Source organism: Enterobacter sp. GER_MD16_1505_Eko_090 (assembly GCF_003331015.1).
Classification (GTDB): domain Bacteria; phylum Pseudomonadota; class Gammaproteobacteria; order Enterobacterales; family Enterobacteriaceae; genus Enterobacter; species Enterobacter roggenkampii.
The window spans coordinates 118873-142486 of the sequence record NZ_PUQF01000011.1 but is presented as its reverse complement, the minus strand read 5'-3'; the positions used below and the strand labels follow the sequence as shown (position 1 = coordinate 142486).

Genomic DNA, 23614 nt, shown 5'->3' with positions numbered 1-23614 from the left:
ATTACGTTTTATTTCGCCAGGTACAGGTGGCGCGAAAAACGAATTCGTTTACACTGCGCTTTCTAAGCATGTTCCAGGGAAATGATTATGTTGAGATTTTTAAACCAGTGCTCCCGCGGTCGCGGAGCGTGGTTGTTAATGGCCCTGACCGCCTTTGCGCTGGAAATGGTCGCGCTGTGGTTCCAGCACGTAATGGGACTCAAACCTTGCGTGCTCTGTATTTACGAACGCTGCGCGCTGTTCGGCATTATGGGGGCTGGCCTGGTCGGCGCGATTGCGCCGAAGTCGCCGCTTCGCTATGCCGGGATCGCAATCTGGCTCTACAGCGCCTGGAAAGGCATTGAACTCTCCTGGCAGCACACGATGATGCAGCTGCATCCGTCACCGTTTATGACCTGCGATTTTGCCGCCCGCTTCCCGAGCTGGCTGCCGCTGGATAAATGGCTGCCGCAGGTGTTTGTTGCCTCCGGTGACTGCTCCGTTCGCCAGTGGGAATTCCTGACCCTCGAGATGCCGCAGTGGCTGGTGGGCATTTTTGCCGCCTACTTCGTCGTGGCGCTGCTGGTGTTGATCGCTCAGCCGTTCAAACCGAAGAAACGCGATTTGTTCGGACGCTAATTCGCCCGGCGGCGCTTCGCTTGCGCGGGCCTACGGTTTTGTAGGTCGGGTAAGCGCAGCGCCACCCGACACAACAGCGCACAATAAAAAACCCGCTTCGGCGGGTTTTTTAATCTCAACGGGTCGGGTGGTTCATGATGTGATCTTCCCAGTCCCGCACCTCGGACTCTTTCACCGCAATGTGGCGCACGGAGATACGTTCGCCGTGCATCGCCGCTTTTGAACCGGTCAGCAGGGGGTGCCAGTCAGGCAGACCTTTCCCCTCCGCCAGCAGGCGATACGCGCAGGTATGCGGCAGCCATTCAAAGGTGGGCAGATTCTCACGGGTTAATTTAATGCAGTCTGGCTCGAACTCGAAGCGGCGCTCGTAGTTGCGGCACTGGCAGGTTTTGATGTTCAGCTGCTTGCAGGCCACGTTGGTGAAGTAGATTTCGTCCGTGTCTTCATCCATCAGCTTGTGCAGGCAGCACTGACCACAGCCGTCGCATAAGGATTCCCATTCCGCGTCGGTCATGTCGTCAAGAGTTTTGCTTTGCCAGAAAGGGATGTCGTTCATCAGGATGTCCACACGTCAAAAGAAAGCGCACCTTATAACGAGTCTGGCACGTCGTTGCAAGTTTTGCCGCCCTTTTCAGGCGGCAAGAGGAGGTTACAGCACGCGGGTTTTCAGCGACAGGCCGTTAAAACCAACTTCAAGTTCATCACCGCTCGCGAGCGGACCAACGCCTTCCGGCGTGCCGGTCAGGATCACATCACCCGGCTTGAGGGTAAAGAAGCGGCTCATGTAGGCGACCAGCGGCACAATCTTATGGATCATGTCTGCCGTGGTGCCCTGCTGGCGGATTTCACCGTTAACCTTCAGGCTGAGCGGCGTATCCTGCGGATTACCGGTAAATTCGCTCACCGGCACAAACGCCGAAATTGGGCAGGAATTATCAAACCCTTTGGCTTTTTCCCACGGCTGCCCCGCTTTCTTCATTTTGCCCTGCACGTCGCGTAGCGTCAGATCCAGCGCCACGCCGTATCCGGCGATCGCTTTTTGCACATACTCTTCGGAGGCCTGACGCAGCGTTGCGCCGATCAGCACGGCGAGTTCCACTTCGTGGTGCACCGAGCCGAGCCCCTGCGGCAGGGCCAGCGGCTGGCGAATATCGCAAAGCGCCGTTTCAGGCTTAATGAACAGAACCGGCTCTTCTGGCGTCGCACTGCCCATCTCCTGAATATGTTTTGCATAGTTGCTGCCCACGCAAACCACTTTGCTGACGGGATAATCCAGTAATGCACCTTGCCAGTTATGATGTTGATACATGGTCGACCCCTAAACGGTTGATGTGTTGTGCTCAAAAACAGTTGAGACTATTTTTTACCGTTCGCCTCAAGATGCTGTTTTAATAAATTCTCGGGTGGCGGCGGAAGCTGTAAATAATAGCCCTGCTCGGCTAATGCCGTTTTCACTTTCTCCAGATCGGCATTCACCAGTTTCTTGCGACCATCAAGCGGCAGCAGCATCGCCATATGCGGTCGGCCAAAGCTCTTCATTAATTCTTCAGGCACGCGTGAAAAATCGTCTTTCTTTTCGACATAAAGATAGGTCTGGTCACGGGTTGTACTTCTGTAGATCACACAAAACATGTTTTTACTCTGAATTAATGGGTGGTTGCTTGCCTCAATATACTCCTGACTATAACATGCCTGATACTCTTCGGAATATCGCAGCGAGTGGTTGCGGTTAATAGCAAATTGAGTAAGGCCAGGATGTCAAACACGCCCATCGAGCTTAAAGGCAGTAGCTTCACCTTATCAGTGGTACATTTGCATGATGCAAAACCCGAGGTTATTCGTCAGGCGTTAGAAGACAAAATCGCCCAGGCTCCCGCCTTCCTGAAGCACGCCCCTGTTGTGATCAACGTCAGCGGTCTTGAAGCGCCGGTTAACTGGAAACGTCTCCAGCAGGCCGTCTCCTCGACCGGACTGCGTATTGTCGGCATCAGCGGCTGCAAAGATACTGAACTGAAAGCGGAAATTGACCGTGCGGGGCTGCCGCTTCTGAATGAAGGCAAAGAAAAAGCCCCGCGTGCGGCACCCGTTGCCGTCGAAACGCCCCCTCCTGCGGCGCAAAACGTTACAAACATCACAAAAACGCGAATGATTGATGTGCCGGTTCGTTCCGGTCAGCGCATTTATGCACCAAACTGTGATCTGATTGTTACAAGCCACGTCAGTGCTGGCGCTGAGCTGATTGCAGATGGCAATATTCACGTTTACGGTATGATGCGTGGACGTGCGCTCGCAGGTGCAAGTGGCGATCGGGACGCGCAAATATTTTGTACTCACCTGACGGCGGAACTGGTGTCCATCGCAGGTGAATATTGGCTGAGCGACAAGATCCCAGCCGAATTTTATGCCAAAGCGGCTCGCCTGCTTCTGGCAGACGACGCGTTGACCGTTCAACCGTTGAATTGATCCCTTTTTAACAAGGAATTTCTATGGCACGCATTATTGTTGTTACTTCGGGTAAAGGAGGCGTTGGCAAGACCACCTCCAGCGCGGCCATCGCTACTGGTTTGGCCCAGAAGGGAAAGAAAACCGTCGTTATCGACTTCGATATCGGCCTGCGTAACCTCGACCTCATCATGGGATGTGAGCGTCGCGTCGTGTATGACTTTGTGAACGTCATTCAGGGCGATGCCACGCTGAACCAGGCGCTGATTAAAGACAAGCGCACCGAGAACCTCTACATTCTCCCGGCTTCTCAGACGCGTGACAAAGACGCCCTGACCCGTGAAGGGGTAGAAAAGGTGCTCGACGAGCTGAAAAAAATGGAGTTCGACTTCATCGTCTGTGACTCCCCTGCCGGTATCGAAACCGGTGCCCTGATGGCGCTCTACTTCGCTGATGAAGCGATCATCACCACCAACCCTGAAGTTTCATCCGTGCGTGACTCAGACCGCATTCTCGGGATCCTCGCCTCTAAATCCCGTCGTGCGGAAAATGGCGAAGACCCGATTAAAGAACACCTGCTGCTCACCCGCTACAACCCGGGCCGCGTGAACAAAGGTGACATGCTGAGCATGGAAGACGTGCTGGAGATCCTGCGCATTAAGCTGGTGGGCGTTATCCCGGAAGATCAGTCCGTGTTACGTGCCTCTAACCAGGGCGAGCCAGTGATCCTTGATACAATGGCAGATGCAGGTAAAGCTTACGCCGATACCGTTGACCGTCTGCTGGGAGAAGAACGTCCTTTCCGCTTCATTGAAGAAGAGAAGAAAGGTTTCCTCAAACGCCTGTTCGGAGGATAAGTTATGGCATTACTGGACTTTTTTCTCTCGCGGAAAAAGAACACCGCCAACATCGCAAAAGAACGTCTGCAAATTATCGTTGCGGAGCGTCGTCGTAGCGACGCCGAGCCTCACTACCTGCCGCAGCTGCGCAAGGACATCCTGGAAGTGATCTGTAAGTACGTGCAGATTGACCCGGAGATGGTGACGGTGCAGCTGGAACAAAAAGACGGGGATATTTCGATTCTGGAGCTGAACGTGACGCTCCCGGAAGCGGAAGAGTCACGTCCGTAGGTTTGTGATTTCGTCGCCCCGGTAAGCGCAGCGCCACCGGGGAAATATGCCGGGTTTATCACCCGGCATATTTTTATCGCGGATAACCTTCCAGCAGCGTATTCAGGCGATCGGCCATCAATTCCCCGCGCCATCCCGCCATCATTTCCGGCAAGCCATTCTGCGGCTTCAGCTTCCAGTGCCAGTTAAGCAGCTGGTTAATCTGACGGCGTGAAGCGAGCAGTTCCGCGCTCAGCTTGCTTTCCGTAGCCACCGTCTGCACCAGCGCTTTGATGTCCTTAAACGCTTTGCGATAGCCCGGCATGTCCATCAGGTTCAGCAGCGGTTCCGGCAGCGCCTCTTCCGGCAACGCCTGCGCTTTTGCGACCAGCGCCAGCAGGGTTTTGCCGTGGAAACGGATTTCGCTGCCCGAAAGCCCAATGCTGTCCAGCTCGCCGAGGCTGCCCGGCATATAGCGCGCAACCGCCCAGAGATGCTCTTCGCGAACCACAAAGTTAACGGCCAGATCGCGCTCGCGCGCTTTACGCAAGCGCCAGTCTGCCAGCAGCTGCAGGCACGCCAGCTGACGCGTACGCAGCTGCCAGGCGTTGCTGATGTCGCGCCAGGCCTCTTTCGGATCCACCACTTCCTGACGACGCAGCTGGGTCATACGGCACTCGTCCAGCGCGGCGGACAGCCAGCCGGATGCCTCGGCTTCTTTCATCAGCTGTCCGGCGATCGGCAGCAGGTAAAACACGTCAGCCGCCGCATACTCCAGCTGGCGCGCGGTAAGCGGACGCGCCAGCCAGTCGGTACGGGATTCGCTTTTATCCAGCGTCAGGCCCGTATACTCCTCCACCATGGCGGCAAAGCCCCAGGAGAGCGGTCGCCCGCTGAACGCCGCAAGGATCTGCGTATCAATCAGCGGCTGAGGCATGATGCCAAAGGTGTTCAGAAAGACTTCCAGATCTTCACTGCCTGCGTGCAGGTATTTCGTGACGGCGGTATCGAGCAGCAGATCGCGCATCGGCGTCCAGTCGGTAATGCCGAGAGGGTCGATCAGCGACACGTGTTTACCGTCGTACATCTGAATCAACCCCAGCTGCGGGTAGTACGTCCGGGTACGGACAAACTCGGTATCGAGGGCAATGGCAGGAAAGTCGCGCGTCACTTCGCACAGCGAAGCCAGCTCGTCGTTGGTCGTGATCATCTGGTAATTCAAATCGGATTCTCTTTTGTTTGCGCCCATAAAAAACGCCGGCTTAACCGGCGTCTGGACGATTAACGTGAAGCTCAGGCCTTATTGTCTACTTTGGCACGGGCTTCGTCACGTAATTCTCGTCGTAATATCTTCCCGACGTTGGATTTCGGCAGCTCGTCGCGGAATTCCACCAGCTTCGGCACTTTATAGCCCGTCAGCTGACGACGACAAAACGTTATCAGCGCTTCCTCGGTGAGAGAAGGATCTTTCTTGACCACAAATATCTTCACCGCTTCACCGCTGCTGCCGGAAGGCACGCCGACCGCTGCCACTTCGAGTACGCCGCTGTGCTGCATGACCACGTCTTCGATCTCATTCGGATAGACGTTGAAGCCGGAGACCAGGATCATATCTTTCTTGCGATCGACAATGCGCAGGAAGCCCTCGTCATCCATCACCGCGATGTCACCGGTATGCAGCCAGCCGTCTTTGATGATTTCGTCGGTCGCGTCGGGACGCTGCCAGTAACCCAGCATGACCTGTGGACCTTTGACGCACAGCTCCCCCGGCTCACCCGGCGCGACTTCGTTATCGTTATCATCGACCAGTTTCGCTTCAGTGGAAGGAACGGGCAGGCCAATGCTTCCGCTGTGGTAGTCGATGTCATGCGGGTTAACGCTGACCAGCGGCGCGCACTCCGTCAGGCCATAGCCCTCCAGCAGATACTGGCCGGTAAGCTTCACCCAGCGCTCGGCCACCGCCTGCTGAACCGGCATGCCGCCGCCCGCAGAGAGATGGAGCGTGGAGAAGTCCAGCTGCTGGAACTCTTTGTTATTAAGCAGCGCGTTAAACAGGGTATTTACCCCGGTCATGGCGGTGAACGGGTATTTTGCCAGCTCTTTCACCAGCCCCGGGATATCACGCGGGTTAGTAATCAGCACGTTTTGACCGCCGAGCTCAATAAACAGCAGGCAGTTCATGGTCAGTGCGAAAATGTGGTACAGCGGCAGCGCCGTAATGACCAGCTCTTTGCCGGGATGCAGCAGCGGCCCGTAGGTTGCATTGACCTGCTCAAGGTTCGCCAGCATGTTGCGGTGGGTCAGCATTGCGCCTTTCGCCACGCCGGTGGTCCCACCGGTATACTGCAGGAACGCGAGATCTTCTGAGACCACTTCCGGCTTAACGTACTGCATACGATAGCCCGCATGCAGCGCACGGCGGAAGGAGATAGCGTCCGGCAGATGGTATTTTGGCACCAGACGTTTGACGTATTTGACGACAAAGTTAACCAGCGTGCCTTTGGCGGTGGAGAGCTGGTCCCCCATGCGCGTCAGGATGACGTGTTTCACCTGGGTTTTGTCGACCACTTTTTCCAGCGTATGGGCAAAGTTGGACACAATGACAATCGCGACTGCGCCGCTGTCGTTAAGCTGATGCTCCAGCTCGCGCGGGGTGTATAGCGGGTTGACGTTAACGACAATCATCCCGGCACGCAGGATACCGAACAGCGCCACCGGGTATTGCAGCAGGTTCGGCATCATTAGCGCGACGCGGTCCCCTTTTTGCAGCCCCAGCCCTTCCTGCAGGTACGCCGCAAACGCCCGGCTGCGCTCCTCCAGCTTACGGAACGTCATCACCTCGCCCATATTCACAAATGCGGGCTGGTCCGCGTAGCGCCTTACCGAGTGTTCAAATAATTCCACCAGGGATTGATAACGGTCAGGATTGATCTCAGCAGGAACATCTGCGGGATAACGGTTAAGCCAAACCTTCTTCAATGCATCACCTCTGAAATGAGTGTTCGTCGTCATCACAACCCCGATAATAAACAGTTTGTTAACATTATATTAACTCAGCGTACCAGTTTATTAATTGTTCAGATTTAAGGTTGCGAAGCGCGTCACTCTTTTTTTTCGTTTTATCCGTAAAAAAACAGAGACAGCGGCTGAGCCGCTGTCTCTTTTCTAGCAATAACAGTAAGTTACTCAGTAACGATCGTCTGTACCTGTGCAGGCCCCGGGTTATACCAGCCCCAGCCCGGGTAGCCGTAACGATAAGGATGTGGACCCCACATCCACGGATCGATCGGCTGAGGCGGCATGATCACCTGCTGTGCCAGCCGCCAGCGCTTATAGCCGTTGACCTGCATGGTCATAAATTTATACGGCGTGCTGCCGATTTTGCCCTGTACGGCGCCGGTAATCGGCCCGACGACGGTCACCAGCTGTCCGCGAAAATCAACCGGATCGAGGAACCCGCTGACGTCCGCATAGATGCGCCCGCGGGAGGCCTCGCCCAGCACAGGCCGAGCGCCGCTGTCCAGCGGAACGGTGGCGATCTCCAGGCGGGTTTTCCCCTGCTGGTTCTGCACGTCGATCACTTTCCCACCAAAGCGGGCTTCCTGGCCGACGTACAGCTCAGGTGCATTCATCACCCGAACCAGATCCTGCTGTGGCGTCGGGCTGCTGCCCTTAATCGCATCAGGAACGGAAACGCATCCGCTCAGTGCTATGGCAACCGCGCCTGCCATAATAAGGCGTACTACTTTAGTCTGAACCGCCATGATGCGACTCCTTTTTCTCAGTTCCTGTTACTGAGAGTCACTCGCGGCCCGGAAGTTTCTTCCACGCGACGGTGTTTCGCAAATAAACCGGTTCCGCGTGTTCAACGGCCACGGTTTTTCCTGCTGCGAGCAGCTGGCTGGCAATCGGAAGCATATCTTCCGCAGCCGGCAGAAGCATGTTGCCGTCCACCAGCGTCAACCCGGTGTCGTTCGCCATCTCAGGCCACGCTGGCCAGCCCGTACCGACGGTCGCCCACTCGCCGGACAGCTGCTTCAGCCGTTCCGTCACCGCTTCCGGCTTAAGCACGGCTTCCGTCTCTTCACCGTGCCACACGCCCTGCTCGTCGCGGGTGTATTCGGCCCAGTAGACTTCGCCCATGCGGGCATCAATCGCTGCCAGGACGCGCGTTGCCCCGGTCATGCGCCATGCGCCCTGTGCCATGGTGGCGAGGGTAGAGACGCCGATCATCGGCAGTTCGGCGCCCAGCGCCAGCCCTTGCGCAATGCCAATCCCGATACGTACGCCCGTAAAGCTGCCGGGGCCGCGGCCAAAGGCCAGCGCGTCGAGGTCGGTTAAGGAGGTGTTGCCCTGGGTTAAAATGGCTTTTACCAGGGGCAGAATGCGTTGGGTGTGTTCCCGTGGGCACTCTTCGAAATGGGCAGAAACAGCACCGTCGTTCAACAGAGCAACAGAGCAAGCCTCTGTCGCGGTATCAATAGCCAGAATTCGCATCAGTCGTCGCGCTCTCGCAAGGGTCAGTCACAAAATGGCGCGCATCTTAGCACACTCCGGGGTAAATTACTCCGCCGTTGGGTTTGCCAGGAAACGCACCGCGCGTTTTATGTCCCGCGTCCGCGGCGCGGGCGGCAGGCTTGCAAGGAAGGTTGCCCCGTAAGGACGCATCACCAGCCGGTTATCACAGATGACCAGCACGCCGCGATCGGTGACGTCACGGATTAGGCGCCCTACTCCTTGCTTAAGCGTAATGACCGCATCCGGCAGTTGAACCTCGTCAAACGGATCGCCGCCGCGCAGGCGACAGTCTTCCATCCGCGCCTTCAGCAGCGGATCGTCCGGGGAGGTAAACGGCAGCTTATCAATGATCACCAGCGAAAGCGTGTCGCCGCGCACGTCCACCCCTTCCCAGAAGCTGCTGGTTGCGACCAGCAGGGCATTACCGGCGCTGACGAACTGCTGCAGCAGCTGGCCTTTGCTGGTTTCGCCCTGCAGCAGCACCGGTAACGTCATCGTCGCGCGGAACTGCTCGGCGAGGTCGCGCATCATGGCGTGGGAGGTGCAGAGCATAAAGCAGCGGCCGTTATTGGCCTCGATCATCGGTTTTAACATCGCGGCCAGATGTCGCGCCGCACCCGGCTGGTTCGGCAGCGGCAGGTTGCGGGGCACGCAGAGCAGCGCCTGCTTTTCGTAATCGAACGGGCTGGGCAGGAGCAGCGACTCCGCCTGCTCAATGCCGAGGCGCTCGGTAAAGTGGTGCAGATCGTCATTCACCGACAGGGTTGCCGACGTGAAGATCCAGCTACCCGGCTTTTGCGCCATCACCTCTTTAAATTTATCCGCCACCGTCAGCGGAGTCAGCGCCAGCGTAAAGTGGCGTGAGGTGCACTCATACCAGTAGCTGTAACCCGGCTGGTTAATCTCTTTCAGCCGTTTCAGCCGCCCGCGATAGAGCGTGGCGCGCTCGAAGGCCGCGTCCAGCAGCGCGGAGCGGCCGAGCGACAGCTTTGCCACGTCGTAGCAGAGCTCAAGCGCGTCATCAAGCAGCAGCAGCGCGCGCTGGATGTTTTTGTCCGCCAGCAGCTCGCGCAGGTTGCCGCGATAGCCCGGCTCGCCGAGCTGTAAGCGGAAATCCTGGGCGCTTTGGGCCAGACGGTCGGCGCACTTCTGCAGCTGCTGGGTATCTTTGAGTTCGGTCCGGTAAGCAATGGTGAAATCTTTCGCCAGATCCTGCAGCTGGCGGCTGGAGAGCGACTGCCCAAAATACTGGCTGGCGATGTCCGGAAGCTGGTGGGCTTCGTCGAAGATCATCACGTCCGCTTCCGGGATCAGCTCACCAAAGCCGCTGTCCTTGACGACCATATCCGCGAGAAACAGATGGTGGTTCACCACAACCACATCCGCATCCATCGCCGTTTTGCGCGCTTTCACCACGAAGCAGTCTTTATACAGCGGGCAGTCGCTGCCGAGGCAGTTGTCGTTGGTGCTGGTCACCAGCGGCCAGGCGGGAGAGTCTTCCGGCACGCTCGCGCAGGTGCTGATGTCGCCCTCTTCCGTCTGGTTCGCCCAGGCGCGAAGGATAATGACGTCGCTCAGGGTTTGCACCGGCAGGTCACCGCCCGCCAGCGCCTGCTGCTCAAGGCGTTCCAGGCAGAGATAGTTGGAGCGCCCCTTCAGCAGGGCCAGACGGCCTTTATATTTCAGCGCTTTTGCCACGGTGGGCAAATCACGGCTGTAGAGCTGATCCTGCAGCGCTTTCGAACCGGTGGAGATAATCACCTTTTTTTTCGCCCGCAGCGCCGGCGCAAGGTAAGCATAGGTTTTACCCGTGCCGGTACCCGCTTCGACCACCAGCGGCTGAGCCTTATCGATGGCGCGTGCAACGGCGTGCGCCATCTGTCGCTGAGGCTCACGGGGTTTGAAGCCGGGGATAGCCTGCGCTAATTGACCTTCAGGGGAAAAATCGTCTGCCACGGTGCTCTCTCACTGTATTTTTGCACAGGGATTATGTCAGCCCATCCTCTCCTGTGCCACCCCAAATAGTGACGACACGAGAACAATATGGCAGTCTTGCCGCCTGACGACGAAAAATAACGAGGAAACGTTTATGACAATTGTGCGCATTGATGCCGAAGCCCGCTGGTCTGATGTGGTGATCCACAACCAGACGCTCTACTACACCGGCGTCCCGGCGAACCTTGACGCGGATGCGTTTGAGCAGACGGCCAATACCCTGGCGCAGATTGACGCGGTGCTGGAAAAACAGGGCAGCGACAAATCCCGCATTCTGGATGCGACGATTTTCCTGGCGAACAAAGATGACTTCGCGGCAATGAACAAAGCCTGGGATGCGTGGGTGGTGGCGGGTCACGCGCCTGTACGCTGCACCGTACAGGCCACGCTGATGAAGCCGGAATACAAGGTTGAGATTAAGATTATCGCGGCGGTTTAAGCCCGATCACTCTTCATCTTCATCCTCGAAACGCGCCACGATCCGCTCGCCGGTATGCGTGGCGCGCAGTTCTTCCGCCACCTGGGAAATCGCCTGTCCGCTGCTCATCCCCTGGGACATCAGTTCCTGAATTCGCTCAACCGCTTTCTGCTGCTGTTCATGGCTCAGAGAAGGTAAACCTGCAAACATCGTCAACTCCTGCTAAATTATTCGCGCTAATTATTTCACGCTGCCCGGTAGTATGCCACACATGAACATGCGCTTCCCCACTGTTATTACCCTGCCCTGGCGGACAGACGCCGCTGAATACTGGTTTGCCCGCCTGAGCCATCTTCCGTTTGCGATGCTGCTGCACTCCGGCCATGCGGACCATCCCTACAGCCGCTTTGATATTCTGGTCGCCGATCCGCTGAAGACGCTGACAACCGATGACCTGTCGCTGACGGACGATCCGCTGGCGCAGCTTCAGTACGATATTAACGCGCTGGGCTTATCCGCTACGCCAAACCCGGACCTTCCCTTCCAGGGAGGCGCGCTGGGCCTGTTTGGCTATGATTTGGGCCGCCGTTTTGAAACGCTGCCCGAGCGTGCGCAGGCTGATATTTCCCTGCCAGATATGGCCGTGGGGCTGTATGACTGGGCGTTAATCGTCGATCACCTGAAAAAAACGGTTTCCCTGCTGAGCCATCGTGACGTCCAGGCGCGTCTGGACTGGCTTGAGGCGCAGCAGCCTGCACCGGCACAGACGTTCACGCTGACCTCCGGCTGGCGCTCGAACATGAGCGCTGCGGAATATGCCGAAAAATTCGCGCGCGTTCAGGCGTATCTGCAAAGCGGCGACTGCTACCAGGTTAACCTCGCCCAGCGCTTCCAGGCGACCTATCGGGGAGATGAATGGCAGGCGTTTACCCGCCTAAATGCCAGCAATAAGGCGCCGTTCAGCGCATTTGTCCGTCTGGAACAGGGGGCGATCCTCAGCCTGTCGCCCGAGCGTTTTATTCATCTGGCCGAGGGCACGATTCAAACCCGTCCGATTAAAGGCACGCTGCCACGCCTTGCCGATCCCGACGCCGACCGCAAGCAGGCGGAAAAACTCGCCGCCTCGCCGAAAGACCGCGCCGAAAACCTGATGATTGTCGATCTGATGCGCAACGACATTGGCCGGGTGGCCGTGCCGGGCAGCGTCCGCGTGCCGGAACTGTTTGTCGTCGAGCCTTTCCCTGCGGTGCATCATCTGGTCAGCACCATTACCGCGCGGCTGCCAGACTCGCGCACGGCCTGCGACCTGCTGCGCGCCGCGTTCCCGGGCGGCTCCATCACCGGCGCGCCGAAGGTGCGGGCAATGGAGATCATCGATGAACTGGAGCCCCACCGCCGCAATGCCTGGTGCGGCAGTATCGGCTATATCAGCCTGTGCGGCACGCTGGATACCAGCATTACCATTCGTACGCTGACCGCCTGCAACGGAAACCTTTACTGTTCGGCCGGGGGCGGGATTGTTGCCGATAGTCAGGTCGATGCGGAATATCAGGAAACCTTTGATAAAGTTAACCGTATCCTGAAACTACTGGAGTAATCACGGGTGGAAAAAGAGAACCTGACGCTGGATGACTTTTTATCGCGTTTTCAGCTACTAAGACCGCAGGTCAATCGCGAAGCGCTGAATCAGCGTCAGGCGGCCGTGCTGATCCCGGTCGTGCGTCGCGCGAAGCCGGGCCTGCTGCTCACCCAGCGTTCCGCCCATTTACGTAAGCATGCCGGTCAGGTCGCTTTTCCGGGGGGCGCGGTAGACAGCTCCGACGCCTCGCTGATTGCCGCCGCGCTGCGCGAAGCGCAGGAAGAGGTGGCCATTCCGCCGGAGGCCGTTGAGATCATCGGCGTGCTGCCGCCCGTGGACAGCGTTACCGGTTTCCAGGTCACGCCGGTGGTGGGCATTATCCCGCCGGGCCTGCAGTATCACGCCAGCGTCGATGAAGTCTCTGCGGTGTTTGAAATGCCGCTGGATGAAGCCCTTCGACTGAGTCGTTACCACCCGCTGGATATTCAGCGTCGTGGGCATGACCATCGGGTCTGGTTGTCCTGGTATCAGCATTATTTTGTCTGGGGCATGACGGCGGGCATCATTCGTGAACTGGCGCTGCAGATCGGCCTGAAACCTTGACTATACTTTACATTCCGCCCTCTTCTGCCAGGTTTGCGATCTGCGTCGCGCTATTAGCAAAACCCATCGTTAACCATTAGTTTAATTCATGTGAATAGTTAAGCCGAGGTCGGTGTTCCCTCTTACACTATGCGCAGTTATAACATCGTTACTGGAACCCCGGTAACCCTGTCAGGAGTGTGAAAGTGATTAGTATATTCGACATGTTCAAAGTGGGAATTGGCCCTTCGTCTTCCCATACTGTTGGCCCGATGAAGGCCGGTAAACAGTTCGTCGATGATCTGGTCGAAAAAGGATTACTGGAAAGCGTTACCCGTGTCGCCGTGGATGTTTACGGCTCGCTGTCATTAACGGGTAAAGGCCACCACACCGATATCGCCATTATTATGGGTCTGGCAGGCAATATGCCGGATACCGTTGATATTGATGCCATTCCGGCATTCATCCGCGACGTGGAAACACGCGGCCGCCTGCTGCTGGCAAACGGCCAGCAGGAAGTCGATTTCCCGCAGGATGACGGCATGCGTTTTCGCAGCGACAACCTGCCGCTGCATGAAAACGGCATGACCATTCACGCTTACAGCGGTGAAAAAGAGATCTACAGCAAAACGTACTACTCCATCGGCGGTGGTTTCATCGTGGATGAAGAGCATTTTGGCAAAGACAGCGTCGGCGACGTCAGCGTGCCGTACCCGTTCAAATCGGCGACCGAGATGCTGGGCTACTGCAAACAGACCGGTCTTTCCCTCTCCGGCATGGTGATGCAGAACGAACTGGCCCTGCACAGCAAACAAGAGATTGAAGACTATTTTGCCAACGTCTGGCAAACCATGCGCGCCTGTATCGATCGCGGGATGAACACCGAAGGCGTTCTGCCGGGTCCACTGCGCGTGCCGCGTCGTGCCTCTGCTCTGCGCCGTATGCTGGTAACCACGGACAAATTCTCCAACGACCCGATGAACGTGGTCGACTGGGTGAATATGTTTGCGCTTGCGGTTAACGAAGAGAACGCCGCCGGGGGCCGCGTCGTGACGGCGCCAACCAACGGCGCATGCGGCATTGTTCCTGCGGTGCTGGCGTATTACGACCACTTTATTGAGCCCGTGACGCCGGACATCTATATCCGTTATTTCCTGGCGGCAGGTGCCATCGGCGCGCTGTACAAGATGAATGCCTCCATCTCCGGTGCGGAAGTGGGCTGTCAGGGTGAAGTCGGCGTGGCCTGCTCCATGGCGGCGGCGGGTCTGGCAGAGCTGTTGGGTGCAAGCCCTGAGCAGGTCTGCGTGGCGGCTGAAATCGGTATGGAACATAACCTCGGTCTGACCTGCGACCCGGTCGCGGGCCAGGTGCAGGTGCCGTGCATTGAGCGTAACGCGATTGCCTCGGTGAAAGCCATCAACGCCTCTCGTATGGCGATGCGCCGTACCAGCGAACCTCGCGTATCGCTGGATAAGGTGATTGAAACCATGTACGAAACGGGCAAAGACATGAACGCGAAATACCGCGAGACGTCCCGTGGTGGCCTGGCCATTAAGGTGCAGTGCGACTAATACTGCCTTTCGCCCATCTGCAACGGATGGGCGAATTTCCCTCTTCTTCCTCGTCTCCTTCTGCTTTCCCCACTACACTTTGACTGTTGCGTCCGGCTTTTGTGGCTGGTGGCTTATCAGGCGACCGTTCATGCAAACTGCACAAACGATCATTAAAAACTATCGCCGAAAACGCGTTATCGTCTGCGTGACGGTTGCGCTCCTCACGCTCATCCTGACGCTAGGCATTCGCTTTATCTCCCAGCGCAACGTTAACCAACAGCGGATCCTCGATTTTACCAGCCATACCGTTCGCGCCCTTGATAACGTTCTGCTTTCCCTGGAAAACCACCGCAATGTGCTGCAGCCGCTGGTGGGGCAGCCCTGCCTGCAGGTGCAACTGGCGCTGCGGCAGCAGGCAGCCATTTTGCAGACGGTACGCTCCATTGCCCTGATCAAAGACGGTATCCTGTATTGTTCGAGTATTTTCGGCAGCCGCAGCGAGCCTGTGCGTGACGTCCTTCAGGAGCTCCCTGCCAGCACGGCGAAGCTGATTTTATCGACCGACCAGTGGCTGCTTAAGGGCAGCCCTGTTTTGATCCAGTGGTATCCCGTCTCTCAGGACGGTGAAGATGGCGTCGTCGAGATTATCAATATCGACCTGATCGCCAGAATGATCCTTGAGCCCCAGCGTCCGCTCATCAGTGACGTGGTGCTGACAGTCGGCAATCGCTTTTTACGCTACGGTCAACGCGTCACCGACAGCCTGACGTTTGATGAGGAAAGCGCCCTTTTCCAGCAGTCTTCAACCCAAAATCCTTTCACGATTACGGTCGGCGGACCTGGCCCCGGAGAGTTAGCCTTAAAAAGCCTGCCCGCCCAGCTGCCGCTGGGACTGATGCTCAGCCTGCTGCTGGGCTATCTCGCCTGGCTGGCGACGGCAAACCGGATGAGCTTTACGTGGGAGATCGATATGGGCATTGCGGCGCGGGAATTTGAGCTTTTCTGCCAGCCGCTGGTGAATGCCCGCACCCAGGCGTGCACTGGCGTGGAGATCCTGCTGCGCTGGAATAACCCCCGTCAGGGTTGGATCACCCCGGAGGTGTTTATCCCTCTGGCAGAAGAACATAACCAGATTGTCCCCCTGACCCGCTACGTCATCGCTGAAACGGTGCGCCAGATAGGCTACTTCCCGTCCAGCCCCGGTTTTCACATCGGCATTAACGTCGCCGCCAGCCATTTCCGCCACGCAGTATTGATACAGGATCTGAACCGTCTCTGGTTCAGCGCCTGTCCGCGCCAACAGCTGGTAATTGAACTCACGGAACGGGATGCGCTGCTGGACGCGGATTATCGCATCGTGCGCGAACTGCATCGCAAAGGCGTGAAGCTTGCTATCGACGATTTCGGCACCGGGAACAGCTCCCTCTCCTGGCTTGAAAAGCTGCATCCGGACGTCCTGAAGATTGACCAGTCTTTTACGACCGCCATCGGCACCGATGCCGTGAATTCAACGGTGACGGATATGATTATTGCGCTGGGCCAGCGGCTGAATATCGAACTGGTGGCGGAAGGGGTTGAGACAGAGGAGCAGGCGCGCTATTTACGCCGTCACGGCGTACCTGTGCTGCAGGGATTTTTCTATGCGCGGCCGATGCCGCTGCGGGACTTTCCAGACTGGCTGGCGGGAAGTGCTCCCCCGCCAGCGCGTCATAACGGGCACATCGTGCCCTTAATGCCGCTGCGTTAAGCAGACTTACTCATCTTCATCGTGGGCAGATTGTTCTTTAACAATGCGGACCATATCAACACGATAGTCGTTGGCTTCGACAATGGTAATGTGCAGCGGCGGCAGCTCAATCACATCGCCGACGCGCGGGATCTGCCCGTTCACGGCGATAACCAGACCGGCAACGGTCGCGATGTCTTCTTCATCGTTGACCACGTTTTCCAGCCCCAGCGTGTGCGAGAGCGCGTGCAGGTCGGTCGTACCTTTAACCAGCCAGCCTTCGCCGTCGGCAACAATTTCCGGCGTTTCGTCTTCATCCGGGAATTCACCGGCAATCGCTTCCAGCACGTCCAGCGGCGTCACCAGCCCCTGCACCACGCCAAACTCGTTGGTAACGATAACAAAGCTACCGCGCGCGCGGCGCAGCACACCGAGCAGGTTGATCGGATCCAGCGTTTCCGGCACCACAATCGCAGGCGATGCGGCAGCAACGGCTTCGACGTTAACGCCTTCTTCCAGAGCGACAAGCATCTCTTTTGCCCTGACCACGCCGATGATCTCATCCAGCTCGCCGCGACACACCGGGAACAGGCTGTGCGGTGAAGAGAGCAGCTGCTGGCGAATTTCATCCACGCTCAGGTTAGCATCGACCCAGCTGATCTCCCCGCGCGGCGTCATGATGCCGCGCAGCGAACGGGAGGCCAGAGAGAGCACGCCGTTAATCATGTAGCGTTCCTGTTCCACAAACGCCCCTTCCGGCACCGGAACCGGGTTGTGGTTTTCGGAATCAGACTGAACGTTCACCTGACGACGACCGCCCATCAGGCGAAGAATGGCATCCGCGGTACGGGCGCGCAGCGGCTGATTTGACTGCTGCTTAATAAAGTTACGACGCGCAATCTGGTTGAACAGCTCGATCAGGATCGAGAAGCCAATCGCAGCGTACAGGTAGCCTTTCGGAATATGGAAGCCAAAGCCTTCCGCCACCAGGCTCAGACCAATCATCAGCAGGAAGCTCAGACACAGCACCACCACCGTCGGATGCTGGTTCACGAAACGCGTCAGCGGTTTCGACGCCAGCAGCATGACCGCCATCGCAATAACCACCGCCGCCATCATGACCGGCAGGTGGTTCACCATGCCGACCGCCGTGATCACCGCATCCAGCGAGAAGACCGCATCCAGCACCACGATCTGCAGCACCACTACCCAGAAGCTGGCATACCCTTTACCGTGACCATCATCGTGCTGCCGGTTTTCCAGCCGCTCATGGAGCTCTGTCGTCGCTTTGAAGAGCAGGAATATCCCCCCGATCAGCATGATCAAATCACGGCCGGAGAAGGTGTAATCCATGACGGAAAACAACGGTTTGGTCAGCGTGACCATCCACGAGATAACGGAGAGCAGACCCAGTCGCATGACCAGCGCCAGCGAGAGACCAATCAGACGCGCTTTATCACGCTGTTTTGGCGGCAGCTTATCCGCAAGGATGGCGATAAACACCAGGTTATCGATGCCGAGAACAATCTCCAGCACCACCAGCGTGAGCAATCCTACCCAGATTGACGGGTCCATTAAGAATTCCATGACAAGCTCCTGCTAAAGGAATGACGAAACGGTGCCCCACTCAACGTGGGCAAAACAGAGGCAGACAGAGTCGATACGTGGCGAGGATCGCCGGTGAAAAAGGCGCGAAATGGCCTGAAAGATGACTGACGTCGGTGACGGTCCATATAGTGGGCTGTAGCCCTATACTCCTGAACAATTAAACGGAGGCTAAACATATCAGACACAATGCATTTTTAGCAAAGATTTACGTTCCTTTGCAAAGATCTGTAACACAGTGGCTGTACCCTTAAGATAAATCTGTCGCGCGTGGCTAAATTACGGATCTTCATCACATAAATTATTTTTTCACTATCTAAAATAATTCGCGGAAGTCTTAGTTTTTGAACTCTAACCCTTATCTGAATCGATTCGGTTCGCCAATACGATTCTCAGTACGACTGCCCGGCAGGCGTATTAATGATAATAAAAGGAGGTAGCAAGTGACCATTGCTATTGTCATAGGCACACATGGTTGGGCTGCTGAGCAGCTACTCAAAACGGCAGAGATGCTGTTGGGCGAGCAGGAAAACGTCGGCTGGATCGATTTCGTTCCCGGTGAAAATGCCGAGACGCTGATTGAGAAGTACAACGCTCAACTCGCGAAGCTGGATATCAGCAAGGGCGTGCTGTTTCTCGTTGATACATGGGGCGGCAGCCCGTTCAATGCTGCCAGCCGCATTGTCGTCGATAAAGAGCACTATGAAGTTGTCGCCGGGGTCAATATCCCCATGCTGGTGGAAACCTTCATGGCGCGCGACGACAATCCGTCTTTCGACGAGCTGGTGGCCCTGGCCGTTGAAACGGGCCGTGAAGGGGTGAAAGCCCTGAAAGCACAGCCGGTGGAAAAACCTGCCCCTGCGCCCGCAGCGGCACCGAAAGCGGCAGCGCCGGCAAAACCGATGGGTCCGAATGATTACATGGTGATTGGCCTTGCGCGTATTGATGACCGCCTCATCCACGGTCAGGTTGCCACGCGCTGGACCAAAGAGACCAACGTTCAACGCATTATCGTGGTCAGCGACGAAGTGGCCGCCGACACCGTTCGTAAAACCCTTCTGACACAGGTTGCTCCGCCTGGCGTTACCGCGCACGTCGTGGATGTCGCCAAGATGATCCGCGTTTACAACAACCCGAAATATGCGGGCGAACGCGTAATGCTCCTGTTCACTAACCCGACAGACGTTGAGCGCATTGTTGAAGGCGGCGTGAAAATCACCTCCGTTAACATTGGTGGTATGGCCTTCCGTCAGGGCAAAACGCAGGTCAACAACGCCATTTCAGTTGATGCGAAAGATATCGAGGCATTCAACAAGCTGAATGCGCGCGGTATTGAGCTGGAAGCCCGTAAGGTTTCCACGGATCAAAAACTGAAAATGATGGATTTGATCGGCAAAGTTGGGAAATAAGCCCGCGCCGGTTCTCACATAAAGTTTATGTAATAGGAGAAGTGCAATGGAGATTACCACTCTTCAGATTGTACTGGTGTTCGTCGTCGCATGTATTGCGGGTATGGAATCCGTACTTGATGAATTTCAGTTCCACCGCCCTCTGGTGGCCTGTACGCTGATTGGGGCCGTTCTGGGTGACATGAAAACCGGTATCATCATCGGTGGTACCCTGGAAATGATCGCCCTGGGCTGGATGAACATCGGTGCGGCAGTTGCGCCTGATGCCGCGCTGGCCTCTATCATTTCGACCGTTCTGGTTATTGCCGGTCACCAGAGTATTGGTGCAGGTATCGCCCTGGCGATCCCGCTGGCAGCCGCAGGCCAGGTTCTGACCATCATTGTTCGTACTATCACCGTAGCCTTCCAGCACGCAGCGGATAAGGCCGCCGAAAACGGCAACCTCACGGCACTGTCGTGGATCCACGTTTCTTCCCTGTTCCTGCAGGCGATGCGTATCGCGATCCCGGCGGTTATCGTGGCGATCTCCGTCGGTACCAGTGAAGTCCAGAGCATGCTGAACGCCATTCCTGAAGTGGTCACCGGCGGTCTGAACATCGCGGGCGGCATGATCGTGGTCGTTGGTTATGCGATGGTCATCAACATGATGCGCGCAGGCTACCTGATGCCGTTCTTCTACCTCGGCTTCGTGACCGCGGCATTCACCAACTTCAACCTGGTTGCACTGGGTGTGATTGGTGCGGTAATGGCGATTCTCTACATCCAGCTCAGCCCGAAATATAACCGCGTCGCGGGTGCCCCAGCGCAGGCTGCTGGTAACAACGATCTCGATAACGAACTGGACTAACAGGTGAGCGACATGGTTGATATGACAAAAACTACCACCGAGAAAAAACTCACTCCGGGTGATATTCGTGGCGTGTTCATCCGTTCTAACCTGTTTCAGGGTTCATGGAACTTCGAACGTATGCAGGCGCTGGGTTTCTGCTTCTCCATGGTACCGGCGATCAAACGCCTGTATCCGGAAAATAACGAAGCGCGCCGTCAGGCCATCAAGCGTCACCTGGAATTCTTTAACACCCATCCTTACGTTGCGGCGCCCGTTCTGGGCGTAACGCTGGCGATGGAAGAGCAGCGTGCGAACGGCGCAGAGATTGACGACGGTGCCATCAACGGTATCAAAGTCGGCCTGATGGGCCCGTTGGCTGGCGTCGGTGACCCGATCTTCTGGGGTACCGTGCGTCCGGTCTTCGCCGCACTGGGCGCCGGTATCGCGATGAGCGGCAGCCTGCTTGGCCCTCTGCTGTTCTTCATCCTGTTCAACGCCGTGCGTCTGCTGACCCGTTACTACGGCGTGGCCTACGGCTACCGTAAAGGGGTGGACATCGTTAAGGACATGGGCGGCGGCTTCCTGCAGAAACTGACTGAGGGGGCGTCAATCCTCGGCCTGTTTGTCATGGGGGCACTGGTTAACAAGTGGACGCACGTGAACATCCCGCTGGTGGTATCGACCATCACCGGACAGGATGGTCAGACCCGCGTCACCACCGTACAGACGATTCTGGACCAGCTGATGCCGGGCCTGGTCCCGCTGCTGTTGACCTTCGCCTGTATGTGGCTGCTGCGTAAGAAAGTGAACCCGCTGTGGATTATCGTTGGCTTCTTCGTCATCGGTATCGCGGGTTACGCCGTCGGCCTGCTGGGTCTGTAAGTATCAATGCTATAGGCCGGGGGCTTGCCCCCGGTTTTTTTTATCTGGAGGATGAATGACTGCCACGGACATCGTACTGGTTTTATTTATTATTGCCCTTCTGGCTTATGCGATCTATGACGAGTTCATCATGCCGCGCCGTCACGGCGAGACGCTGCTCTCCCTTCCCCTGCTACGACGCGGGCGCGTGGATGCCTTTATCTTCGTGGGCCTCATCGCCATTCTTATTTACAATAACGTCACCAGCCATGGTGCATTATTAACCACATGGTTATTATGTGCGCTGGCATTAATGGCGATTTATCTGTTCTGGATCCGCACGCCGAAAATCATTTTTAAATCCCACGGATTCTTCTTCGCCAATGTATGGATAGAATATAACCGTATTAAAGAGATGAATTTATCCGAGGACGGCGTGCTGGTGATGCAATTAGAACAACGCCGCCTGCTTATTCGGGTGAAGAATATTGATGACCTGGAAAGGATATACAATTTACTTGTTAAAACTCAATGACTTAGCTATATAGCAATGGCTATAACTTGTGTTTATTTTGCGCAAGCAATATAGCCAAAGCTATATCCCCACCGCTAATTTGAACGCTATTTGTTAACGATATTTTCACGATTAAAGACAAATGAAAATCGTTATCAACAAACGATTTAAATAATGCCTTTTCATTGTTGTTTTATATTCTCAAAATATGTTAAGGTTGCGCCCGTCGTTGGGGAGTAGCCGATTTCCTGTTCGCAGGAAATGTACGTGTCAACATACTCGTTGAAAAACGTGGCACGTACGGATCGCTTACCGCATGTCTTATGTGCGTTGCGATCAGGCGAGACCATAGATACATCAACTGCTTTTTACTGGGGGCAGTGATGTGTCATATGGATATCCCCGGTCTGGACGCTGTTATGAATATCTCCGCTACGATCCTTCTCGCTTTTGGCATGTCCATGGACGCATTCGCTGCTTCCATCGGGAAAGGCGCCACGCTACACAAACCTAAATTCTCAGAAGCCCTGCGTACCGGCCTGATTTTCGGCGCTATCGAAACGCTGACTCCGCTTCTCGGCTGGGGACTCGGCATGCTCGCCAGCCAGTTCGTGCTGGAGTGGAACCACTGGATTGCCTTCGTCCTGCTGGTGTTTCTCGGTGGCCGAATGGTCATTGAAGGTTTTCGCGGCGGCGATGATGAAAACGAGGAGCCGCAGCACCGCCACGGCTTCTGGCTGCTGGTCACCACGGCCATTGCCACCAGCCTTGATGCGATGGCCGTCGGCGTCGGTCTGGCATTTTTGCAGGTCAATATTATCGCCACCGCGCTGGCTATTGGCTGTGCAACCCTGATTATGTCCACGCTGGGCATGATGGTCGGACGGTTTATCGGCCCGCTGCTGGGTAAACGCGCCGAGATCCTCGGGGGGATTGTGCTGATTGGCATTGGTGCCCAGATCCTCTGGGCACACTTCGCCGGTTAATCTTCGCGCTGCCAGACGTGGATGCTGAAGTCCGTCTGGCAGCGAAATGTTGAGTGTGCCGCTAACGTTTCCCATACCTCAGGTTTTGCCCGCCACGCGAACGGCGTCATCTGCAATAACGCGACGGCCTCTTCCCCTTTCAGCATCATTTCGTACGCCACCGATTCCGCCTGCTTCAGGGTAAAACCGGCCAGCTGTTCAGAATGAGGGGCATGGAGACGCACTTCGTCGTAGATCAGCCCTTTCAGCTCCATCAGATGACGCGGACCTGGCGTCACGGTGACCACCCATCCGCCCGGTTTCACGACGCGCGCCAGCTCCTCCGCCTTACACGGCGCGTAGATGCGGATAACCGCGTCCATGCTGGCATCGTCAAACGGCAGCCGGTGGCTGGACGCCACGCAGAACGTCACGTCGGTATAACGTTTTGCCGCCGCGCGAATGGCCACTTTCGACACGTCCAGACCGAATGTCTGTGCGCCCTTCTCACGAGCAACCTCCGCAAACCGTGCGGTGTAGTACCCTTCCCCACAGCCGATATCGAGCATGGCGGTGGCGGAAGCCGGCAGAATGTCATTCAGCCTCTGCGCGACGGTCTCCCGCAGCGGCAGATAGTGCCCGGCATCGAGAAACGCGCGGCGCGCCCGCATCATCTCTGCACTGTCGCCAGGATCGCGCGAGCGCTTATGCTGCACCGGCAGAAGATTCACGTAGCCTTCTTTTGCCTGGTCAAACTGATGCCCCTGCGGACAGGTATAACGTTTATCTGAGTAGGTCAGGGGGGCGTGACAAAGGGGACAGCTGAAGGACATGGCTACTCCGGAGCATAATCAAAGGGCGAAGTGTACCGCTATTCGCCCCTGTTATAAA

The 23614-nt window shown here is 56.6% G+C and carries 26 protein-coding genes and 1 riboswitch; of the genes, 14 read left to right on the top strand and 12 right to left on the bottom strand.

Annotated features, from left to right (window positions below; genetic code table 11):
• Window positions 1-87: 87 nt before the first annotated feature.
• Window positions 88-618, top strand: a complete 531-nt coding sequence (gene dsbB / locus C6A40_RS14265) for a disulfide bond formation protein DsbB (RefSeq protein ID WP_028015880.1) — start codon at window positions 88-90, stop codon at window positions 616-618.
• A gap of 115 nt (window positions 619-733) precedes the next feature.
• Here dsbB and C6A40_RS14260 read toward each other — a convergent pair whose 3' ends face one another.
• The 3 genes from C6A40_RS14260 to C6A40_RS14250 form a co-directional block, all read right to left on the bottom strand.
• A complete protein-coding gene (locus C6A40_RS14260; protein ID WP_008500509.1) occupies window positions 734-1174 on the bottom strand; it encodes a YcgN family cysteine cluster protein in 441 nt (146 codons plus the stop codon).
• Window positions 1175-1267: 93 nt separating this feature from the next.
• Entirely contained in the window at window positions 1268-1927 is a 660-nt protein-coding gene (locus C6A40_RS14255; protein WP_114191299.1) for a fumarylacetoacetate hydrolase family protein, read from the bottom strand.
• Window positions 1928-1974: 47 nt separating this feature from the next.
• Window positions 1975-2250 (bottom strand): YcgL domain-containing protein, encoded by a 276-nt coding sequence (locus tag C6A40_RS14250; protein ID WP_045335000.1) that lies wholly within the window; start codon window positions 2248-2250, stop codon window positions 1975-1977.
• 123 nt (window positions 2251-2373) lie between these two features.
• On the opposite strand from C6A40_RS14250, the gene minC reads away from it, so the two are divergent.
• From minC to minE, 3 genes are read left to right on the top strand one after another with little or no spacing between them, the layout of a single operon-like run.
• The gene (gene minC / locus C6A40_RS14245; RefSeq protein WP_114191298.1) at window positions 2374-3081 is read left to right on the top strand and encodes a septum site-determining protein MinC; all 708 of its coding nucleotides are present in this window, start codon (window positions 2374-2376) and stop codon (window positions 3079-3081) included.
• A gap of 23 nt (window positions 3082-3104) precedes the next feature.
• Window positions 3105-3917 carry a septum site-determining protein MinD gene (minD, locus tag C6A40_RS14240; RefSeq protein ID WP_008500505.1) on the top strand — a complete coding sequence of 271 codons (813 nt, stop codon included), beginning with the start codon at window positions 3105-3107 and terminating at the stop codon, window positions 3915-3917.
• Between the two features lie 3 nt (window positions 3918-3920).
• Complete coding sequence (gene minE, locus C6A40_RS14235; RefSeq protein WP_008500504.1) at window positions 3921-4190, top strand: cell division topological specificity factor MinE; 270 nt, start codon at window positions 3921-3923, stop codon at window positions 4188-4190.
• A 73-nt stretch (window positions 4191-4263) separates the two neighbouring features.
• On the opposite strand, the gene rnd is transcribed toward minE, so the two are convergent.
• The 5 genes from rnd to C6A40_RS14210 all read right to left on the bottom strand — a co-directional run bounded on the left by rnd (window position 4264) and on the right by C6A40_RS14210 (window position 10643).
• Window positions 4264-5379 (bottom strand): ribonuclease D, encoded by a 1116-nt coding sequence (rnd, locus tag C6A40_RS14230; protein ID WP_123060062.1) that lies wholly within the window; start codon window positions 5377-5379, stop codon window positions 4264-4266.
• An 83-nt stretch (window positions 5380-5462) separates the two neighbouring features.
• Window positions 5463-7148: a long-chain-fatty-acid--CoA ligase FadD gene (fadD, locus tag C6A40_RS14225; protein WP_014884268.1), complete on the bottom strand. Its 1686-nt coding sequence runs from the start codon at window positions 7146-7148 to the stop codon at window positions 5463-5465.
• A gap of 203 nt (window positions 7149-7351) precedes the next feature.
• Window positions 7352-7933: a Slp family lipoprotein gene (locus tag C6A40_RS14220; protein WP_023293933.1), complete on the bottom strand. Its 582-nt coding sequence runs from the start codon at window positions 7931-7933 to the stop codon at window positions 7352-7354.
• Between the two features lie 37 nt (window positions 7934-7970).
• On the bottom strand, window positions 7971-8666 hold the full coding sequence (gene tsaB, locus C6A40_RS14215) for a tRNA (adenosine(37)-N6)-threonylcarbamoyltransferase complex dimerization subunit type 1 TsaB (protein WP_023293934.1): 696 nt from the start codon (window positions 8664-8666) through the stop codon (window positions 7971-7973).
• 66 nt (window positions 8667-8732) lie between these two features.
• Window positions 8733-10643, bottom strand: coding sequence for an ATP-dependent DNA helicase (locus C6A40_RS14210; protein WP_023293935.1), 1911 nt, complete (start codon window positions 10641-10643; stop codon window positions 8733-8735).
• A 133-nt stretch (window positions 10644-10776) separates the two neighbouring features.
• Here C6A40_RS14210 and C6A40_RS14205 point away from each other — a divergent pair, with 133 nt between their 5' ends.
• Window positions 10777-11121, top strand: coding sequence for a RidA family protein (locus tag C6A40_RS14205; RefSeq protein WP_008500498.1), 345 nt, complete (start codon window positions 10777-10779; stop codon window positions 11119-11121).
• 6 nt (window positions 11122-11127) lie between these two features.
• Here C6A40_RS14205 and C6A40_RS14200 read toward each other — a convergent pair whose 3' ends face one another.
• On the bottom strand, window positions 11128-11310 hold the full coding sequence (locus tag C6A40_RS14200) for a YoaH family protein (protein WP_008500497.1): 183 nt from the start codon (window positions 11308-11310) through the stop codon (window positions 11128-11130).
• Window positions 11311-11371: 61 nt separating this feature from the next.
• Between C6A40_RS14200 and pabB the strand changes: the two genes are divergently transcribed.
• From pabB to C6A40_RS14180, 4 genes are all read left to right on the top strand, one after another.
• Window positions 11372-12697, top strand: a complete 1326-nt coding sequence (pabB, locus tag C6A40_RS14195) for an aminodeoxychorismate synthase component 1 (protein ID WP_045335005.1) — start codon at window positions 11372-11374, stop codon at window positions 12695-12697.
• Between the two features lie 6 nt (window positions 12698-12703).
• Entirely contained in the window at window positions 12704-13282 is a 579-nt protein-coding gene (locus tag C6A40_RS14190; RefSeq protein ID WP_008500495.1) for a CoA pyrophosphatase, read from the top strand.
• A gap of 185 nt (window positions 13283-13467) precedes the next feature.
• A complete protein-coding gene (gene sdaA, locus C6A40_RS14185) occupies window positions 13468-14832 on the top strand; it encodes an L-serine ammonia-lyase (RefSeq protein ID WP_008500494.1) in 1365 nt (454 codons plus the stop codon).
• Between the two features lie 130 nt (window positions 14833-14962).
• Window positions 14963-16561, top strand: coding sequence for an EAL domain-containing protein (locus C6A40_RS14180; RefSeq protein ID WP_045335008.1), 1599 nt, complete (start codon window positions 14963-14965; stop codon window positions 16559-16561).
• A gap of 6 nt (window positions 16562-16567) precedes the next feature.
• Here C6A40_RS14180 and yoaE read toward each other — a convergent pair whose 3' ends face one another.
• Together yoaE and C6A40_RS25615 are read right to left on the bottom strand one after the other, a co-directional pair.
• Window positions 16568-18127 (bottom strand): CNNM family cation transport protein YoaE, encoded by a 1560-nt coding sequence (gene yoaE, locus C6A40_RS14175; protein ID WP_008500492.1) that lies wholly within the window; start codon window positions 18125-18127, stop codon window positions 16568-16570.
• Entirely contained in the window at window positions 18115-18273 is a 159-nt protein-coding gene (locus C6A40_RS25615; RefSeq protein ID WP_371258203.1) for a protein YoaL, read from the bottom strand. The genes yoaE and C6A40_RS25615 overlap by 13 nt, the downstream gene beginning before the upstream one ends.
• 315 nt (window positions 18274-18588) lie before the next feature.
• Here C6A40_RS25615 and manX point away from each other — a divergent pair, with 315 nt between their 5' ends.
• The 5 genes from manX to mntP all read left to right on the top strand — a co-directional run bounded on the left by manX (window position 18589) and on the right by mntP (window position 22744).
• Window positions 18589-19554 carry a PTS mannose transporter subunit IIAB gene (manX, locus tag C6A40_RS14160; protein WP_045335011.1) on the top strand — a complete coding sequence of 322 codons (966 nt, stop codon included), beginning with the start codon at window positions 18589-18591 and terminating at the stop codon, window positions 19552-19554.
• A gap of 46 nt (window positions 19555-19600) precedes the next feature.
• On the top strand, window positions 19601-20401 hold the full coding sequence (gene manY / locus C6A40_RS14155; RefSeq protein ID WP_008500490.1) for a PTS mannose transporter subunit IIC: 801 nt from the start codon (window positions 19601-19603) through the stop codon (window positions 20399-20401).
• 12 nt (window positions 20402-20413) lie between these two features.
• A complete protein-coding gene (locus tag C6A40_RS14150; protein ID WP_006810994.1) occupies window positions 20414-21265 on the top strand; it encodes a PTS mannose transporter subunit IID in 852 nt (283 codons plus the stop codon).
• Window positions 21266-21320: 55 nt separating this feature from the next.
• On the top strand, window positions 21321-21779 hold the full coding sequence (locus C6A40_RS14145; RefSeq protein WP_114191297.1) for a DUF986 family protein: 459 nt from the start codon (window positions 21321-21323) through the stop codon (window positions 21777-21779).
• Between the two features lie 198 nt (window positions 21780-21977).
• A riboswitch (yybP-ykoY riboswitch) is annotated at window positions 21978-22168 on the top strand.
• A 9-nt stretch (window positions 22169-22177) separates the two neighbouring features.
• Window positions 22178-22744, top strand: a complete 567-nt coding sequence (gene mntP, locus C6A40_RS14135) for a manganese efflux pump MntP (protein WP_039266936.1) — start codon at window positions 22178-22180, stop codon at window positions 22742-22744.
• Here the strand turns inward: mntP and rlmA are convergent.
• Window positions 22741-23556 carry a 23S rRNA (guanine(745)-N(1))-methyltransferase gene (gene rlmA / locus C6A40_RS14130; protein ID WP_032675027.1) on the bottom strand — a complete coding sequence of 272 codons (816 nt, stop codon included), beginning with the start codon at window positions 23554-23556 and terminating at the stop codon, window positions 22741-22743. The two genes, mntP and rlmA, sit on opposite strands and share 4 nt — an antisense overlap.
• Between the last annotated feature and the right edge of the window lie 58 nt (window positions 23557-23614).